We start from the raw sequence: 15,912 nt of genomic DNA on the forward strand, positions 1-15,912 counted from the left end.
GGCGGGGCCGCGCCCCACCGGCAGCCATGACCGATGGCCTTGGCAGCCCCGGCCGCACGGGCCTACCATCGGTTTTTTGCCGTCCTGCGGAGACCCCGATGAAACTGCGTCATGCCCTGCTGCCACTGAGCCTGCTGGCCGCCCTGCCCAGCGTCGCCGCTGCCCGTGGCCTGGAAGTCCGCGACATGGTGGCCATGGACCGCGTCTCCGCACCGGTACTGACCGCTGACGGCGGCACCGTGGTGTTCGCCAAGCGCAGCGTGGATGCCAACCTGAAGGCCTCCACCGCGCTGTTCGCGCGCAACCTGCGTACCCGCGATGCAGCACCGCCGAAGCAGATCACCCCGGCCGGCTGGAACGTCAATTCCGCTTCGCTGTCGGCCGATGGCCAGACCGTGTATTTCCTCAGCGCCAGGAGCGGCAGCCAGCAGTTGTACGCGCAGCCGCTCAGCGGCGGCGCCCCGCGCCAGCTGACCGACTTCCCGGTCGACGTGGACAGCTACCACGTGTCGCCGCAGGACGACCGCGTGCTGTTCAGCGCCGGCGTGTTCCAGGCCTGTGCCTCGGACCTGACCTGCACCGAGAAGAAGCTCAAGGACGTCGCCGGCGCCAAGGCCAGTGGCAAGGTCTTCGATTCGCTGTTCGTGCGCCACTGGGATACCTGGAACGACGGCCGCCGCAACACCCTGTTCGTCGCGCCGCTGCCGGCAGCCAAGGCCGGTCCGGTCAAGGGCGCTTCCGCGCTGAGCGCCACCATCGACGGTGATGCCCCGTCCAAGCCGTTCGGCGGCAATGATGATTTCGCCTGGTCGCCGGATGGCGCCAGCGTGGTCGCCAGCATCCGCGTGGCCGGCAAGCAGGAGCCGTGGTCGACCAACTTCGACCTGTACCGCTTCGACGCGGCGGGCAAGCAGGCGCCGGTCAACCTGACCGCCTCCAACCCGGCCTGGGATGCCGGCCCGGTGTTCAGTGCCGACGGCAAGACCCTGTTCTACCGCGCGATGAAGCGCCCGGGCTTCGAGGCTGACCGCTTCGGCCTGATGGCGATGGACCTGGCCAGTGGCAAGACCCGCGAGATCGCCCCGCAGTGGGATCGTTCGGCTGGCGGCATCACCCTGTCCGCCGACGGCGCCAGCATCTACACCACTGCCGATGACCTCGGCGAACACCCGCTGTTCCAGATCGACGTGGCCAGCGGCAAGGCCACCAAGCTGATCGGCGACGGCAGCGTGACCTCGGTCGATGTGGCCGGCAACAGCGTGGCGATCACCCGCAACAGCCTGAAGAGCAACGACCAGGTGCTGGTTGGCTTGCTGCCGGCCGCGGGCGAAGCCATCGGCGAGCTGCGCGCGCTGACCCCGGCCGCTGGTGAGGTGCTCAAGGATGTCAGCTTCGGCGACTACGAACAGTTCGAGTTCAAGGGCTGGAACAACGACACCGTGCATGGCTACGTGGTCAAGCCGCACAACTACCAGGAAGGCAAGTCGTACCCGGTCGCGTTCCTGATCCACGGCGGCCCGCAGGGCAGCTTCGGCAATGGCTGGAGCTACCGCTGGAATCCGCAGACCTACGCGGGCCAGGGCTATGCGGTGGTGATGATCGACTTCCACGGCTCCACCGGCTACGGCCAGGCGTTCACCGATGCGATCAGCCAGCACTGGGGCGACCGCCCGCTGGAAGACCTGCAGAAGGGCTGGGATGCGGCGCTGAAGAAGTATTCCTTCCTCAATGGTGACAAGGCCTGTGCGCTGGGCGCCAGCTACGGCGGCTTCATGGTCAACTGGATTGCCGGCAACTGGAACAGCCCGTTCAAGTGCCTGGTCAACCATGACGGCGTGTTCGACCAGCGCATGATGGGCTACGCCACCGAAGAACTGTGGTTCACCGAGTGGGAGCAGGGCGGTACGCCGTACCAGAAGGCGGCGAACTACGAGAAGTTCAACCCGGTCAACCACGTGGCGGACTGGAAGAAGCCGATCCTGGTCATCCACGGCCAGCAGGACTTCCGCATCCCGGTCGAGCAGGGCCTGGCCGCGTTCACCGCTGCCCAGCGCCAGGGCATCGAATCGAAGTTCCTGTACTTCCCGGATGAAAACCACTGGGTGCTGAAGCCGAACAACAGCATCCTGTGGCATGACACCGTCAATGCCTGGCTGAAGCAGCACATCGGCAACTGATGGTTGCGGCGCCGCCCTCCGGGGCGGCGCTTCTGTTTCACCATCTGCTTTACCGGTGGGTGCCGACCGTTGGTCGGCACACCTTCCTGATCTGCCGCCACCAGCAGCCGGCCAGCGGCCGGCTCTACCAGAGCGCCTGCATGCCTTCGACTGCCCTGATCCAGAACGACATCGTCGTCTTCGGTTTGATCGCCGCCACTCTTGGCGCCGTGTTCTGGACCGCCTCGCGCGAGCAGGGGCTGTGGAAGCGCTTCTATACGTTCGTGCCAGCGCTGCTGCTGTGCTACCTGATTCCCGGCATCTACAACACCGTCGGCCTGATCGACGGCCAGAACACCAAGCTCTACAACCCGATCGCGCGCGACATCCTGTTGCCGGCGGCGCTGATCCTGCTGACCCTGGCAGTGGATATCAAGGGCATCCTGCGGCTCGGCCCGAAGCTGGTACTGATGTACCTGGGCGCCTCGGCCAGCATCATGCTCGGTGCGGTGGTGGCGTTCCTGGTGATGCGCGCGATCCATCCCGACACCGTAGCCGGCGATACCTGGGCCGGCATGGCGGCACTGGCCGGCAGCTGGATCGGTGGTGGTGCCAACATGCTGGCGATGCGCGAAGTGTTCGACGTCAACGCGACCACCTTTGGCCAGTTCGCGGTGGTCGATGTCGGTGTCGGTTACGTGTGGATGGCCGCGCTGATCTTCCTGGCAGGACGTGCAGCGAAGATCGATGCACGCAGTGGCGCTGATACCTCGGCCATCGATGAACTGAAGGAACGCATCGCGCGCTTCCAGGCCGAGCACGAACGCATTCCCAGCCTGACCGATCTGATGCTGATCGTGGCGGTGGCCTTCGGCGGCGTCGGCCTGTCGCATGCGATCGGTGCGCCGCTGGCGGCCTGGTTCAAGGCCAACGTCAGCTGGGCGTCGCAGTTCAGCCTGGACGCGCCGTTCGTGTGGGTGGTGGTGCTGTCGACCACGCTGGGCCTGAGCCTGAGTTTCACCCGCGCACGCAACCTGGAAGGGGCGGGTGCATCGCGGCTGGGTTCGTTGCTGCTGTACTTCCTGATCGCCTGCATCGGCATGCAGATGGATCTGCTGGCGCTGCTGGATCGCCCGTGGCTGTTCCTGCTTGGCCTGATCTGGATTGCCGTGCACATCGTGCTGCTGTGGTGCCTGGGCAAGCTGCTGAAGGTGCCGTTCTTCTATTTCGCCATCGGTTCGCAGTCGAACATCGGTGGCCCGGCCTCGGCGCCGGTGGTGGCGGCCGCGTTCCATCCGGCCCTTGCGCCGGTGGGCGTGCTGCTGGGCACGATGGGCTATGCCACCGGCACCTACCTGGCCTACATCGTCGGCATCACCCTGCGCGCACTGGCCGGGCAGGGCTGATACGGCGACGGGGTGATGGGGTCAGATCCCTTTTGCGACGCAAAAGGGATCTGACCCCGGTTCCCGGTGAATCACGCCACCGGCAACCCGCGTTCGATCAACCATGCCTTCGCGTCTTCGGCGTCCTGCTCGAACCACGCTTTCGTAGATCCCAGCCGATACGTATACCCCCAGGCATCCATGTCGGCCATCAGCCGCTGGCTGCCGACGCCGGGCAGCTGCCCGGCCAGCACGATCTGCAGGTAGCAGGTCGCGTCTTCCTCGGCCACCGAGTCGGTGGCATCGGTATGCACCTGCGCCCGCCGCTCCGGCGGCAGTACGATCAGGTGGCAGGCCTCATGCAGCATCGAGTGCACGGGCGTGTCATCGCGCACGTAGACGTTGCTGGCGATGATGCCCGCCTCGGGCTCGCCCCAGTAGCTGCCGGGAATCGGCTCGCCGGCCGCCACGTGGTGCAGCCGCAGGCCATGCGCGGCGAGCAGGCACTGCGCATCGGCGAAGGCGATGTCGCCCACGCAGGTGATGTCCACGGCGGTTGTCGTATCGGTCATGCGGGTCAGGCAGCCCCGCCCATGCAGGCACGGGCGGGGCAGGGGATCAGGGTTTGTCCGGGCCTTCCGGCAGCGCCACGGAGATGTCCAGCACATCGTGCTGGCCATCCTTCACCAGGTCGACCTTCACCGCATCGACGTCGATGTTCACGTACTTCTTGATCACTTCCAGCAGCTCGCGCTGCAGCAGCGGCAGGTAGTCCGGGCCACCACGGTGGCTGCGTTCCTGCGCGATGATGATCTGCAGGCGGTTCTTGGCGGTTTCGGCGGTGGTCTTCTTCGCTTTGAGGAAATCAAACAGGCCCATGCTTACCCTCCGAACAGCTTGCTGAAGAAGCCCTTCTTCTCGACGTTGGTGAAGCGCATCGGGCGTTCTTCGCCGAGGATGCGCGCGACGGCGTCTTCATAGGCCTGGCCGGCAGCGGATTCGACATCCAGGATGACCGGCTCGCCCTTGTTGGAGGCGTTGAGCACGTCGCCCGATTCCGGAATCACGCCGATCGCCTTCAGGCCGAGGACTTCCTCGACGTCGGCGATGCTCAGCATCTCGCCGCTTTCCACGCGCAGCGGGGTGTAGCGCGTCAGCAGCAGGAAGGCCGGCACGTCCTGGCCGGATTCGGCCTTGTGGGTCTTCGAATCGAGCAGGCCGATGATGCGGTCGGAGTCGCGCACCGACGACACTTCCGGGTTCACCACCACCACCGCGCGGTCGGCGAAGTACATCGCCAGGAAGGCGCCCTTCTCGATGCCGGCCGGGGAGTCGCAGATGATGTAGTCGAAGCCGTCGGCGGCCAGGTCCTTCAGGACCTTGCCCACGCCTTCCTGGGTCAGTGCGTCCTTGTCGCGGGTCTGCGAGGCCGCCAGCACGTACAGGTTGTCGAAGCGCTTGTCCTTGATCAGGGCCTGCTTGAGGGTGGCTTCGCCGTGCACGACGTTGACGAAGTCGTACACCACGCGGCGTTCGCAGCCCATGATCAGGTCGAGGTTGCGCAGGCCGACGTCGAAGTCGATCACCGCCACCTTCTTGCCGCGCCGCGCCAGGCCGCAGGCCAGGCTCGCGCTGGAAGTGGTCTTGCCGACGCCGCCCTTGCCGGAGGTGACTACGATGATTTCAGCCAAAGGACTTCTCCTGGTTCTGCATGAGTTTGGTGCTGCGTCAGTCCAGCGCAGCGATCTTGATCTGGTCCTGTTCCAGCCACACCTGGACGGCCTTGCCGCGCAGGTTGTCCGGAACATCGTCCAGTACCTTGTAGTGGCCGGCAATGGCCACCAGTTCCGCATGGAAATCACGGCAGAAGATGCGTGCCGCGGTGTTGCCCTGGGCCCCTGCCAGCGCGCGGCCGCGCAGGGTGCCGTAGATATGGATGCTGCCATCGGCGATGACCTCGGCGCCGGCGCCGACAGTGGCCATCACGGTCAGGTCGCAGTTTTCCGCGTACAGCTGCTGGCCCGAACGCACGTTGCCCAGCTGCATGCGGCCCGGCTGCGGTGCAGCGGCGTCGGCCACCTTGGCCACCGGCGTCGCCGGAGCTGGCTTCGGTTCGGCACGGGCTGCCCGGCGCGGTTCCTGTGCGGGCGGCGGCGGGGCCGGTTCGCCCTCGGCACGCTCGTACTGCGCGCGGAACTTGGCCAGCAGCGGCAGGCCGAGCTGCTGGGAGAGCAGGTCGACCGCGCTGGTGCCGTAGGCCAGCGCCACCGGCAGCACCCCGGCGCTGCGCAGGCCGTCGACCAGCGCCTGCGCGGTGGCCACGTCCGGCACCTGGCTCAGGCCGCCGAAGTCGAGGATCACCGCGGCGCGGCCGAACAGCTTCGGGGCGCGGGTCACGCGCTCGCGCATTTCCTGCACGAGACGTTCGACATCAAGGGTACGGATGCGCAGGTTGGCGATGCCCACCTGGCCGATCTTCAGTTCACCGGCCTGTTCGTAATCGAAATTCACCGCCACGCTCAGGTCCCCGTCGGCCGCTGTGCCTGCGCCGGCAGCTGCCGGGCGCGTGTCCATGCCACATCCGGCAGCTTGTCGCCGTAGGTCTCCTGGACCCACGGGTAGCTGCACAGTTCCTTGGCCAGCATGCTGGCGCGCACATCGACCTGCGGCATGGTGTTCTGGCCCAGCTCGCGGAAGCCGAAGCTGCCGTGGAAGAGCAGGGCGGCATCGGCGCCATGGTCGAGGAAGACCTCGCAGGTCATCTGCGGGTAGCGCAGCTCGGCGAAGCTCTGCGCGTCGGCGTAGAACGCACGCCCGACGCCACCGCCACGACGGCGGCTGGCGACCACGATGCGGTCGATATAGAAGAACGGGGTGTCCAGCTGCTGCTTGAACCAGGCGAAATTGCTGCTGTCGTGCTGGCTGTCGCTGCCGAAGCCGATCAGGAAGCCGGCCAGGTTGCCGTCGCGCTCGGCGACGCGGAAATACTCAGCGGTTTCATAGAACAGGCGCAGGCGGGCCGCATCCAGGGGAAGGATGGCCAGGCCAGCGTTGTTGTTCAAAGCCAGGACGGAATCGAGCTCGTGCTCGCGCACGTCGCGGATGACAATCGACATTGTGACTCCGTGGGGTAACGCGGTTGGTCCATCAAGGGACCCTGCGCACGATTATTGCATGCCCGGGGTGGGCTGCGGCATGAACAGGCGACCGGGCGGGCATGACTTCCGTGGGGTGCGGTGCGCAGGCGCGGCCCGTAGAGTGCTGGCATGTTGGGAGTCCTCAGCCATACCCGCGTCCTCCGCCTGGCCGGCCTGTTCACCTGGGTCATGGTCGGCCTGCCCCTGGCGTACTCGCAGTTCGAGAACCTGCACAGCCGCGGTGACATGGGCGGCTGGGCGATCCTGTTGTTCGTCGCCTACCTGTCCTTCGGCACGGCCTACTACTGGTTGACCCGCATCCTGCGCAGCGACAGCCACACCAGCTGGCTGGACCGCGGCCTGCTGCTGTTGCTGACGGTCTCGGCGCTGGGGGTCAGTTTCCTCAGCGGTTCGGGCCTGGGCAGCATCCTGATGATGGTCGCCGCCGGGGTCATTCCGTGGATGCTGTCGGTACGGCTGGGGGTGCTGTGGCTGCTGGTCAGCCAGCTGGCGGTGGCGCCGGTCTATTACCTGCTGCTGCGCTTCCCGCTGTTCGAAGCGGTGATGCAGTCGCTGCTGTATGGCGGCTTCTCCATGTTCATCTTCGTGACCAGCCTGGTTGCACGGCAGCAGACCGAGGCCCGCGACGAGCAGCGCCGGCTCAATTCGGAGCTGCGTGCCACCCGCGCCCTGCTGGCCGAGAGCGCGCGGGTCAACGAGCGCACCCGCATTTCGCGCGAGCTGCACGACCTGCTGGGCCACCAGCTGACCGCGCTGACCCTGAACCTGGAGGTCGCCGGCCACCTGGCCGAGGGCCAGGCGCTGGACCACGTGAAGCGCTCGCACGCGCTGGCCAAGCTGCTGCTGGGCAATGTGCGCGAGGTGGTCAGCCAGCTGCGCGAGACCGGCGCGATCGATCTGGCCGCGGCGCTGCGCCCGCTGACCGAGAACGTGCCCTCGCTGGATATCCAGCTGGAGATCGAGGATCCGTTGAACGTGGAAGACCCGCAGCGGGCCCACGTGCTGCTGCGCTGTACCCAGGAAATCATTACCAACGCGGTGCGCCACGCCGGCGCCCGCCACCTGTGGATCAAGGTGTACCGTGAAGCCCCCGACCGGGTGGTGGTGGAGGCCCGCGACGACGGCGTCGGCGCGGATATGGTCAATGTAGGCAATGGCTTGCGCGGCATGCGCGAGCGCCTGCAACAATGTGGTGGCCAGCTGCAGATCGAAACCCGTCCCGGAGAAGGCTTCCGGCTGCGGGCGACGGTGCCGGCAACGGTGCTGGTGGCGGCCCTTACCAAGGTTCCTGAAGGAGTGCGTTGATGATTCGCGTCTGCCTGGTCGACGACCAAACCCTGGTGCGGCAGGGAATCCGCTCCCTGCTGGCGCTCGACGACGGCATCGAGGTGGTGGCCGAGGCCGGCGACGGCCGGCAGGCGGTCGAGCTGATACCGCAGGTGCGCCCCGACGTGGTGCTGATGGACATGCGCATGCCGGTGATGTCCGGTCTGGAGGCACTGCAGGTGCTGTCGCGGCAGGAACAGCTGCCGCCGACCATCATCCTCACCACGTTCGACGATGACCAGCTGGTGCTGGCCGGGCTCAAGGCCGGTGCCAAGGGCTACCTGCTCAAGGATGTCACCCTGGCGCAGCTGGTCGGTGCCATCCGTACCGTGGCCGACGGCGGTTCGCTGGTGCAGCCGGCGGTGACCCAGCGCCTGCTGTCCGGCCTGGAGCACATGCGCAACGAGTTCGTCAGCCTGGACCGCCCGGACCCGCTGACCGACCGCGAGACCGAGATCCTGCGGCTGATGGCCAGCGGCTTCTCCAACAAGGAGATCGCCAATTCGCTGGGCGTGGCCGAAGGCACCATCAAGAACCACGTGTCCAACATCCTGTCCAAGCTGGGCGTGCGCGACCGTACGCGTGCCGTACTGAAGGCGTTCGAACTCCAGCTGGTCTGAAGAAAATCGTTCAAGTACAAAGACTTGGGTCGTAGTTACGGGTTCCTGCCAAGGTTGCCCCCTACTTGCCGGGTAGCGGTATGCGTTACCCTTCGAATTCTTTGTCCATACAAATACGCAGCCGGCAGGGAAACCGGTGCGCCAATCCCGATAAACAATGCCCGCGAAGCCTGCTAGGATTGGCGCTTCGCTTCAATCAACCCGGCCGTGGGATCGGCCCCGGAGACTCTCTGAATGACCCGTATTATCGAGTTCCTGATCGCCTTGGGGATCGTGGCTGGCCTGTTCGTCATCATTGGCGTATGTCTGCCGGGCGAGCGTCACATCACCGAAAGCATCGAGACCAACCGCAAGATGACGATCGTGTACGACACGGTCAGCAGCCTGCGCCGCTTCAAGGACTGGAACCCGCTGGTACTGCGCGATCCCGCCGTTGAACTGAAGCTGTCCGGCCCGGCCTCCGGTACCGGTGCCACCCTCGACTTCACCTCCAAGGACCTGGGCACCGGTTCCTGGAAGATCACCGAAGCCGAAGAGAACAAGCGTGTTGTGATCGCCATCGAAGACGCCACCAAGGGTCACGACAAGGTCACCACCTTCAACCTGGAGCCGACCGGCAAGGGCGGTCGCAACGTCAAGATCACCCAGGACTACTCGGTGAAGTACGGCTTCGACCTGTTCGGCCGTTACGCCGGCCTGTATGTCAGCCGCCAGATCGGCGACGACATCAAGCTGGGCCTGTCGCGCATCGCCAACATGCTCGCAACCGTGCCGAACGTGGACTACCGCACGCCGGAAGCCCCGCTGACCGACCTGGCCATCGTTGAAGTGCCGGCCGAGAACCTGCTGGTGGTCAACGCCGGCAACGTGGACCGCGGTCAGGACACCATCACCAAGTCCATCAAGGACAACCAGGAGTGGATCAAGCGCGTGATGGAGGCCAATGGCCTTGAAGCCGCCGGCCCGTTCCGCATCATCACCACCGACTTCGGCCAGGAGAAGTACGCCTTCGACATCGCCCAGCCGGTGAAGAAGAAGGGTGCTGAAGGTGCTGCTGCCGACGAGCTGACCGTCAAGATCGACGGCGGCGCTCCGGTCAAGTACGTGCACGTTGCTCCGCACCGTTCGGCGCATGCGGCCTACACCGGCCACATGGCGGGTCTGGACGTGGCCCGCAACGGCCTGCGTGCCTGGGCCGTGACTTCGGGCAACGAAGTCATCGACCGCCCGTACGAAACCTGGAAGGACGGCATCGACAAGTCGTTCACCCCGGAAGCGACCTACGACATCTACTGGGCCGTCAAGTAAGCCTCGGCTGACCCATGTAGTGTTGGACACGAAAACGCGCCGCTCATTGCGGCGCGTTTTTTTTGATCCGGCGCCCGGCAAGGGGCGCTGCGCAAGGAGCCCCCATGTTCAATCTCGAACGTCGTGCACGTAAGCCGTCCCTGCTCGCCTGCCTGGGGGCGCTGCTGGCCGCTGCCTCGATCGGCCTGTCCGCCTACGCCTCGCATGGCGTGGCCGATCCGCTGGCGCAGCAGCACCTGAACATGGCGGCGCTGTACGCGTTCGCGCATGGTGCGGTACTGGTGGCACTGGGGCCACGCGCGCACGGGGCGATCGCACACCTGGCGCTGTACGTGCTGCTGCTGGGTGTGCTGTTGTTTTCAGGCAGCCTGGTGGGCGGGGCGCTGTGGCAGTGGCCGACGCGGATGGCGCCGATCGGTGGCACCAGCATGATGGCCGGCTGGGTGGTGCTGGCGATCAATGCGTTGAGGCGGTGACGGCAATCCGGGTACAGCCGAGCATGGCTCGGCACTACATGGGGGCGTTGCGCGGCAGCTGCTGTAGAGCCGAGCCATGCTCGGCTTCGAGCGAAGCGGCCCGCTTTTGGCTTCGCTCTCTCGTTCCATTCCGCGTGCGGGCGCCACGAGGGGCTCAGCCGTTGGCCGGCCTCCAGCACCAGTGCCAGGGTTCGTAGACGATGCCGTGCGGGTTGTCGCGTGGGTAGCTCAGATGGAAGCCATGCCCGCCGGCATGCACCTGCAGCCAGGCGAACGCGTCGGTGGCTTCAAATGATTCCTCGGCCGGGGCATCGCCCGGTGTGCCGATGTCCAGCGCATGGCCGCTGTGGTGTTCGCTGAACCCCGGCGCTGCATTGACCTTCAGGATCTCCGTCACGCTCAACCCACGTGCCAGCTTCCGCTCGAAGATGCCCAGCTGGTAGGCATGGCTGCGGAAGCCGGAAATTGCGTCGAGCGCGATGCCCTCCCGTGCCGCCTGCAGGCGCATCCGCCGCCAGCCCTGCGCGGCGCCACGGCGCAGCCATAGCGGCCGGGCGAAGCGGTCGCGGCCGGCAAAATGCAGCAGGCACGGTTCGGGCTCCAGCGGCAGGCCGCTGTCGTCGGCGTAGCGCTGCGGGTCCAGGCCCAGTTGCTGCAGGCGTTGCTGCAGCCCGGCCAGCGGCAGCCACTGTTCCTGCAGCGCAGCGCCGAACGGACGTGCCGCCGCTGCATCGAGCAGCGCCAGTGCGTCCTCGGCCCCGGGCTCGCGCGGCAGGCGTGGCACCAGCGAATGCACGCCATGCGTCGTTACCGCCGCCAGGTAGCGGCCATCGCGCTTGCGCCGCAGCACCCACTGTGCCTGCGACAGCAGGCGGGCATCCAGGTTGCTTCGTGCGCGCAGCAGGTGGGCGGGCCACAGCTCGATGGCCTCGGTATTGATCAGCAGGGGGGCGCGTCGTTGCATCGCCGCAGCTTACCGCCGAGGCGCCGGTGCGGCCACCTTGCACAGCGCGTCCAGCAGCACCTGCGGCCGCTCCAGGCTGAGCAGCAGCGTGCTGCCATCGCTGACCGGCAGGGCGAGAACGCGCGTGCGGTCGGTGACCAGCGCGAACCCCTTGCCGCCGCCCTGCAGGCGGAAGTGGCCGGAATAGAAGCCCGGCATCGCATAGCCATTGGTCTTGAAACGAATGCCATAGCGGCGGTCACGCTGCAGGTCGACCACCTCGGCCTGGTCCAGCCGCAGCTGTGCCACCGGAACGCGGCGGCGGTACATCGTCGAGCGCACGTCCAGCACGTCGTCGGCCAGTTCCACCCGGCGGCGGAAGAACGCCGCGCCCAACCCGATGCCGAGCGCGGCGATCACCAGCAGGCTCCAGGCGGCACTGCCGCCCATCCGGAACCAGGGCGGCGACAGCGTTACTTCGATCCAGGGCGCCGTGGCCGGTGCCTTGTACAACTGCGCATACAGGCAGGCCACGAAGGCGGCGAGCAGGGGCAGCACGATCCACAGCACGCGCAACGGCGAACTCTCGGCCACCTCGTACTGCTTTGGATCGCTGGCACCCATGGCTCAGGCCTCCTTCTTGAATACCAGCATCGCCGGGCGCATCGGTGCGGGGATGATGATGTTGACCAGCTCCCAGCCCAGTTGGCCCTGGCGGCTCAGTTCGCTCTGGATGTCCTCGGCCTTGAGCTGGCCCATCATGGACGTCTTGACCTCGATCGTCTGGTAGCTCCAGCGCTTGCTCATTCCTTGTCCCCCGAAGATGGCGTGGGTTTCGGCAGGCGTCCTGCCTTGCGCAGGGCGTCGCGCAGCACGTATTCGATCTGTGCGTTGAGGCTGCGCAGCTCGTCGTCAGCCCAGCGTTGCGCGGCGGCCAGGACGTCGGCATTGATGCGCAGCGGGTAGGCTTTCTTCTCACTCATGCAAGCTCCTGGCGGGGTGGTGGGGCACCCCGTTGCGAGGGTGGTTCAGTACAGCGAACCGGCGTTGACGATCGGCTGGGTACCGCGGTCCGAGCACAGCACGGTCAGCAGGTTGCTGACCATGTGCGCCTTGCGTTCTTCATCCAGCTGCACCACGCCGTTCTTCTGCAGTTCGGCCAGGGCCATTTCAACCATGCCCACCGCACCGGCCACGATGCGCGTGCGTGCGGCGATCACCGCGTTGGCCTGCTGACGCTGCAGCATCGCCTGGGCGATTTCGGCGGCGTAGGCCAAGTGGCTGATGCGTGCGTCGATCACCTGCACGCCGGCGTCGGCCAGGCGTTCGGCCAGCTCGTTCTTCAGGTGCTGGGAGATCTCGCTGGCATGGCTGCGCAGGGCCAGCTGGCCGTCTTCGTGCTGGTCGTAGGGATAGCTGGTGGCCATCGCACGCAGCGCAGATTCGGACTGGATGTGTACGAAGCTCTCGTAGTCGTCCACGTTGTAGACGGCCTCGGAGGCGTCGACCACCTGCCAGACGATCACCGCGGCGATCTCGATCGGGCTGCCGTCCAGCTCGTTGACCTTCAGCTTGCCGCTCTCGAAGTTGCGCACGCGCTGGCTGACCCGGCGCTTGGCAAAGAAGGGGTTGTTCCAGCGCAGGCCGTTGTCCTTCACCGTGCCCACGTACTTGCCGAACAGGCTAAGGACCGCCGCCTGGTTGGGCTGGATGGTGTACAGACCGGCCAGGATGAACACGCCCAGCGCCACCAGCAGGGCGCCCAGCAGCATCAGCAGCAGGCTGGGCGAGCCGGTGCTGGCCTTGGCTGCCACGCCCGCCACGAACAGGGCGGCGCCGGCGAGGCCGACGAGCAGGGCGCCGACCAGCGTGCCGAGGCCGTTGAGGGAAGACAGCGACTTCTCTTTCATGGCGGTACGTCCTTGAGGGTTCAAATTTAAGATATCAAAGTGATATCACCTGTCCACTACCGTTCGTCGGATGCCATGGTCAGGGTGCCCGGCCAGCTAGAATGCCCTCCCGCCTTCACATCGCTGCTGGAACCGCCATGGCCAAGCTTGGAACGCCGTTGTCCCCCTCCGCCACCCGCGTGCTGCTGCTGGGCTCGGGCGAACTCGGCAAGGAGGTGGCCATCGAGCTGCAGCGGCTGGGCGTGGAGGTGATCGCCGCTGATCGCTATGCCGACGCCCCGGCCATGCAGGTCGCGCACCGCTCGCACGTGATCGACATGCTCGATGCGATGGCGCTGCGGGCGCTGATCGCCCAGGAGCAGCCGCACCTGGTGGTGCCGGAAATCGAGGCCATCCACACCGAGACCCTGGTCCAGCTGGAACAGGAGCAGGGCCTGCGGGTGATCCCGACCGCGCGCGCCGCACGCCTGACCATGGATCGCGAAGGCATCCGTCGCCTGGCCGCCGAAACCCTGGGCCTGCCGACCTCGCCGTACCGCTTCGTCGATACCGAGGCCGAATACCGTGCTGCCGTCGCCGCCATCGGCCTGCCGTGCGTGGTCAAGCCGGTGATGTCGTCCTCGGGCAAGGGCCAGAGCACCCTGCGCAGCGAGGCGGACATCGCCCCGGCCTGGGACTACGCGCAGACCGGTGGCCGCGCCGGTGCCGGCCGCTGCATCGTCGAAGGCTTCATCGATTTCGATTACGAGATCACCCTGCTGACCGTGCGCCATGCCGGTGGCACCTCGTTCTGTGCGCCGATCGGCCATCTGCAGAAGGATGGCGACTACCGCGAAAGCTGGCAGCCGCAGCCGATGTCGAGCGCGGCACTGGCACGTGCCGAGGAGATCTCACGTGCGATCACCGACGACCTTGGCGGCTGGGGCCTGTTCGGCGTGGAGCTGTTCGTGAAGGGCGACGAAGTGTGGTTCAGCGAAGTGTCGCCGCGCCCGCACGACACCGGCCTGGTGACGCTGGTATCGCAGGAGTTGAGCGAGTTCGCGCTGCATGCGCGCGCCATCCTCGGCCTGCCGATCCCGGTGATCCGCCAGAGCGGCCCGTCGGCGTCGTGCGCGCTGTTGGCACACGGCGAGGGCGTGCCGTACTTCAACAACGTCGCCGCTGCATTGCAGGTGCCGGATACTGCTGTACGCCTGTTCGGCAAGCCGAGCGTGCATGGCCATCGCCGCGTGGGCGTGACCCTGGCGCGCGCGGAAACCATCGACGAAGCGCGCGCCATCGCGCGAGATGCCGCCGACGCCATCGGCGTCGAGCTGCGCCCGTAAAGCAAAAAGGGGACGGAGGGGATTAAGTCGTTTGTGCCATAAACGACTTAATCCCCTCCGTCCCCTTTTCAGGGCCGTCGACTCTACCGCACGTCCACCCACACCAGGTGGTGGTCGCTGCCATCGGCGATCTTCGCTTCCGGGCTTTCATTGGCCGGCCAGAAGATACCGCTGCCGACGTACTCGAAACCGGTCGAGGGCAGTACGTAGTCCAGGCGCATCGTGCCGGATTTCGGGCCGAAATCGCCGGTGGCATGGAACGGTGCGCCCTTGCGCTCGATGCCCTTGACCGCATAGGCCAGGCTGGTCTGCTCGCCACCGACGCTGCGCGGGGTGGGGTAGCGCAGCACGCGGGCGTTCTCGATCAGTTCGACGATCGCCTCATGGCGGCCATCACCATCGACCGGGTCGTTGTTGAGGTCGCCGAGGATCACGAAGCGCGCATCCTGCGCCAGGCCACCGCAGTGGCCCTTGTCGTCGCACAGCCATGGCTTGTCACCCTTGGACAGGTATTCCTGCCACAGGCGCAGCTCGTCATGGTTGCGCGCCGCGTTGCGCTTTTCCGGGCCGTCGAACACCGGCGGGGTCGGGTGCGACACCAGCGCGTGCACCACGCCGGCCGGGGTCTTCACCGGCACGTCCCAATGCGACTTCGACGACAGGCGCAGCTGCGACCACACATGGTCGTTGTAGAAGCTCTGGCCGGTACGTGGGTCGACCGGGCGGATCGCGCCGGGCATCGCGCTCCACTTCAGTAGCTGGAAGCTGCGCACCCTGGCTTCGTCGATCGGGTAGCGCGACAGCACCAGCATGCCGTACTGGCCCGGGTGCAGGCCGTAGCCCCAGGCATCGTTGCCGCGGCTGCGGCCTTCGCCACCGACCACGCCGTTGTTGTCCAGGTCCAGGCCGCTGGGCACGCCGGTGTTGACCGGTGCCAGATAGCGGTAGGCGAAGTGCAGCGGTTTGCCGCCACCGGGCTGGGCGACCTCCAGGTAGCGCTTCTGGAACAGGTCGGCGGCGCGATGGGCGTCGTCGAAGTCGAATTCGTTCAGCAGCACCAGGTCCGGGCGCACCTGCTGCAGCACTGCGGCGATCTTGCGCGCGTGTTCGCTGTCGCCTTCCAGCTCCTTGATCAGGCCACCGGCGTCATCGGAGTACAGCGAGGTGTTGTAGGTGGCCAGGCGCAGCGCAGCGGACGGCTTTTCGGTCATCGCAGGGGACGTGGCGAAGGCAGGGGCGGTGGCGCCGCAGAGCAGGGCCAGGGCGAGGATCAGGGGATGGCGGCGGGTCATGTTCATGGGCCGT

18 protein-coding genes are annotated in these 15,912 nt (G+C 66.5%); 7 read left to right on the forward strand and 11 right to left on the reverse strand.

The genetic code is table 11. The features are described from left to right. Positions 1-98: 98 nt before the first annotated feature. Both AC5P7I_RS06065 and AC5P7I_RS06070 read left to right on the forward strand, forming a co-directional pair. Positions 99-2,177, forward strand: coding sequence for a prolyl oligopeptidase family serine peptidase (locus AC5P7I_RS06065; RefSeq protein WP_164077054.1), 2,079 nt, complete (start codon positions 99-101; stop codon positions 2,175-2,177). Between the two features lie 140 nt (positions 2,178-2,317). Beyond that, a complete protein-coding gene (locus AC5P7I_RS06070) occupies positions 2,318-3,562 on the forward strand; it encodes a DUF819 family protein (RefSeq protein WP_032961385.1) in 1,245 nt (414 codons plus the stop codon). A 71-nt stretch (positions 3,563-3,633) separates the two neighbouring features. Here the strand turns inward: AC5P7I_RS06070 and AC5P7I_RS06075 are convergent, their stop codons facing one another. From AC5P7I_RS06075 to AC5P7I_RS06095, 5 genes are read right to left on the reverse strand one after another with little or no spacing between them, the layout of a single operon-like run. Beyond that, positions 3,634-4,113 (reverse strand): hypothetical protein, encoded by a 480-nt coding sequence (locus tag AC5P7I_RS06075; RefSeq protein ID WP_014646351.1) that lies wholly within the window; start codon positions 4,111-4,113, stop codon positions 3,634-3,636. Between the two features lie 46 nt (positions 4,114-4,159). Further along, positions 4,160-4,420 carry a cell division topological specificity factor MinE gene (gene minE, locus AC5P7I_RS06080; protein ID WP_005408532.1) on the reverse strand — a complete coding sequence of 87 codons (261 nt, stop codon included), beginning with the start codon at positions 4,418-4,420 and terminating at the stop codon, positions 4,160-4,162. Between the two features lie 2 nt (positions 4,421-4,422). After that, positions 4,423-5,232, reverse strand: coding sequence for a septum site-determining protein MinD (gene minD, locus AC5P7I_RS06085; protein WP_005415682.1), 810 nt, complete (start codon positions 5,230-5,232; stop codon positions 4,423-4,425). A 37-nt stretch (positions 5,233-5,269) separates the two neighbouring features. Next, entirely contained in the window at positions 5,270-6,115 is an 846-nt protein-coding gene (gene minC / locus AC5P7I_RS06090) for a septum site-determining protein MinC (RefSeq protein WP_164077055.1), read from the reverse strand. Then, positions 6,061-6,657, reverse strand: coding sequence for a GNAT family N-acetyltransferase (locus tag AC5P7I_RS06095; protein WP_014036357.1), 597 nt, complete (start codon positions 6,655-6,657; stop codon positions 6,061-6,063). Before AC5P7I_RS06095 ends, minC begins: the two co-directional genes overlap by 55 nt. 150 nt (positions 6,658-6,807) lie before the next feature. Here AC5P7I_RS06095 and AC5P7I_RS06100 point away from each other — a divergent pair, with 150 nt between their 5' ends. The 4 genes from AC5P7I_RS06100 (at position 6,808) to AC5P7I_RS06115 (ending at position 10,429) form a co-directional block, all read left to right on the forward strand. Next, positions 6,808-8,004, forward strand: a complete 1,197-nt coding sequence (locus AC5P7I_RS06100; protein ID WP_032961359.1) for a sensor histidine kinase — start codon at positions 6,808-6,810, stop codon at positions 8,002-8,004. Further along, complete coding sequence (locus tag AC5P7I_RS06105; RefSeq protein ID WP_006424175.1) at positions 8,004-8,645, forward strand: response regulator; 642 nt, start codon at positions 8,004-8,006, stop codon at positions 8,643-8,645. Before AC5P7I_RS06100 ends, AC5P7I_RS06105 begins: the two co-directional genes overlap by 1 nt. A 234-nt stretch (positions 8,646-8,879) precedes the next feature. Beyond that, positions 8,880-9,953, forward strand: a complete 1,074-nt coding sequence (locus AC5P7I_RS06110) for a polyketide cyclase (RefSeq protein ID WP_014646355.1) — start codon at positions 8,880-8,882, stop codon at positions 9,951-9,953. A gap of 104 nt (positions 9,954-10,057) precedes the next feature. Further along, positions 10,058-10,429, forward strand: coding sequence for a DUF423 domain-containing protein (locus tag AC5P7I_RS06115; protein ID WP_014646356.1), 372 nt, complete (start codon positions 10,058-10,060; stop codon positions 10,427-10,429). Positions 10,430-10,583: 154 nt separating this feature from the next. On the opposite strand, the gene AC5P7I_RS06120 is transcribed toward AC5P7I_RS06115, so the two are convergent. Genes AC5P7I_RS06120 through AC5P7I_RS06140 form a run of 5 tightly spaced genes read right to left on the reverse strand, consistent with a single transcriptional unit; the run spans position 10,584 to position 13,282 of the window. Next, positions 10,584-11,393 (reverse strand): D-alanyl-D-alanine carboxypeptidase family protein, encoded by an 810-nt coding sequence (locus tag AC5P7I_RS06120; RefSeq protein ID WP_164077056.1) that lies wholly within the window; start codon positions 11,391-11,393, stop codon positions 10,584-10,586. 9 nt (positions 11,394-11,402) lie between these two features. Beyond that, positions 11,403-11,996, reverse strand: a complete 594-nt coding sequence (locus AC5P7I_RS06125; RefSeq protein ID WP_262088378.1) for a PH domain-containing protein — start codon at positions 11,994-11,996, stop codon at positions 11,403-11,405. Between the two features lie 3 nt (positions 11,997-11,999). Next, positions 12,000-12,179, reverse strand: coding sequence for a DUF4177 domain-containing protein (locus AC5P7I_RS06130; RefSeq protein ID WP_014646359.1), 180 nt, complete (start codon positions 12,177-12,179; stop codon positions 12,000-12,002). Next, positions 12,176-12,355 carry a type II toxin-antitoxin system antitoxin gene (locus AC5P7I_RS06135; RefSeq protein ID WP_014646360.1) on the reverse strand — a complete coding sequence of 60 codons (180 nt, stop codon included), beginning with the start codon at positions 12,353-12,355 and terminating at the stop codon, positions 12,176-12,178. The genes AC5P7I_RS06130 and AC5P7I_RS06135 overlap by 4 nt, the downstream gene beginning before the upstream one ends. A 45-nt stretch (positions 12,356-12,400) precedes the next feature. Continuing rightward, positions 12,401-13,282 carry an SPFH domain-containing protein gene (locus AC5P7I_RS06140; protein ID WP_164077057.1) on the reverse strand — a complete coding sequence of 294 codons (882 nt, stop codon included), beginning with the start codon at positions 13,280-13,282 and terminating at the stop codon, positions 12,401-12,403. A gap of 137 nt (positions 13,283-13,419) precedes the next feature. Here AC5P7I_RS06140 and purT point away from each other — a divergent pair, with 137 nt between their 5' ends. Then, entirely contained in the window at positions 13,420-14,607 is a 1,188-nt protein-coding gene (gene purT, locus AC5P7I_RS06145) for a formate-dependent phosphoribosylglycinamide formyltransferase (RefSeq protein ID WP_014646362.1), read from the forward strand. An 83-nt stretch (positions 14,608-14,690) separates the two neighbouring features. Here the strand turns inward: purT and AC5P7I_RS06150 are convergent, their stop codons facing one another. Beyond that, the gene (locus AC5P7I_RS06150; protein WP_164077058.1) at positions 14,691-15,905 is read right to left on the reverse strand and encodes an endonuclease/exonuclease/phosphatase family protein; all 1,215 of its coding nucleotides are present in this window, start codon (positions 15,903-15,905) and stop codon (positions 14,691-14,693) included. Between the last annotated feature and the right edge of the window lie 7 nt (positions 15,906-15,912).

The organism is Stenotrophomonas sp. YJH_SMC_138 (genome assembly GCF_059369855.1).